General features: G+C 45.5%; 1 rRNA gene. It reads right to left on the bottom strand.

Going from position 1 to position 264, the window contains the following annotated elements:
• Positions 1-162: 162 nt before the first annotated feature.
• A 16S ribosomal RNA gene (locus tag H4J61_RS02250) occupies positions 163-264 on the bottom strand; the annotation flags it as partial.

Here is a 264-nt window from a genome sequence, read left to right as displayed (position 1 = left end):
CTTATCAGGGGTGCGCTCTAACCAGCTGAGCTACAGACCTATCTCTCTTTCAAGATTTTACGTCCGAAGCTAGCGTGTTTGGACTTCTTCTAATTTGTTATCATGTAATTTGTGTGAACACTCGTAGAACCGAGGTTCTCATTAAGCTGTTTTACTTCAAGATAAGGAGGTGATCCAACCCCAGGTTCCCCTAGGGTTACCTTGTTACGACTTCACCCCAGTCATGAATCACAAAGTGGTGACCGTCCTCCCCGAAGGGTTAAA

The organism is Colwellia sp. MB3u-4 (assembly GCF_014077065.1).
GTDB lineage: Bacteria > Pseudomonadota > Gammaproteobacteria > Enterobacterales > Alteromonadaceae > Cognaticolwellia.
The sequence above is the reverse complement of the archived record's forward strand: the minus strand, read 5'-3'. Positions and strand labels throughout refer to the sequence as shown.